Consider the following 863-nt stretch of genomic DNA (forward strand, 5'->3'; position numbering starts at 1 on the left):
GTGTGACGACCACCTTCATCTTTGCTCAGGATGTACACTTCAGATTCGAACTGGGTGTGCGGCTTGATGGAGCCTGGCTTAGCCAGTACCTGACCACGTTCGATTTCTTCACGTTTGATACCACGCAGCAGAACACCTACGTTCTCACCAGCACGGCCTTCGTCCAGCAGTTTGCGGAACATTTCAACGCCAGTACAGGTAGACTTAACGGTGTCTTTGATACCAACGATTTCAACTTCTTCGCCAACTTTGATGATACCGCGCTCAACACGACCGGTAACAACGGTACCACGACCGGAGATGGAGAATACGTCTTCGATTGGCAGCAGGAACGGCTTGTCGATAGCACGCTCTGGCTCTGGGATGTAGCTGTCCAGGGCTTCGGCCAGTTCGATGATTTTCGCTTCCCACTCTGCTTCGCCTTCCAGCGCTTTCAGCGCGGAACCGCGGATTACCGGCAGGTCGTCGCCTGGGAAGTCGTAAGCGGACAGCAGTTCGCGAACTTCCATTTCTACCAGTTCCAGCAGCTCTTCATCATCAACCATGTCGCATTTGTTCATGAATACGATGATGAAAGGAACGCCAACCTGACGACCCAGCAGGATGTGCTCACGAGTCTGAGGCATTGGGCCGTCAGTCGCAGCTACTACCAGGATCGCGCCGTCCATCTGAGCAGCACCGGTGATCATGTTTTTCACGTAGTCGGCGTGCCCTGGGCAGTCAACGTGCGCGTAGTGACGAGTCGGGGTGTCATACTCAACGTGAGAGGTGTTGATGGTGATACCACGAGCTTTTTCTTCTGGCGCGTTATCGATCTGGTCGAAAGCACGTGCAGAACCGCCGTAGGTTTTAGCCAGTACGGT

At 54.0% G+C, this 863-nt stretch carries 1 protein-coding gene; it reads right to left on the minus strand.

The genetic code is table 11. The annotated features are described in order from the left end of the window. Nucleotides 1-863: elongation factor Tu (tuf, locus tag ACJ8PN_RS25560; protein ID WP_241166496.1), on the minus strand; the 863-nt coding region annotated here is incomplete at both ends.

This window comes from Serratia sp. CY76391, assembly GCF_052166695.1.
Taxonomy (GTDB): domain Bacteria; phylum Pseudomonadota; class Gammaproteobacteria; order Enterobacterales; family Enterobacteriaceae; genus Serratia; species Serratia nematodiphila.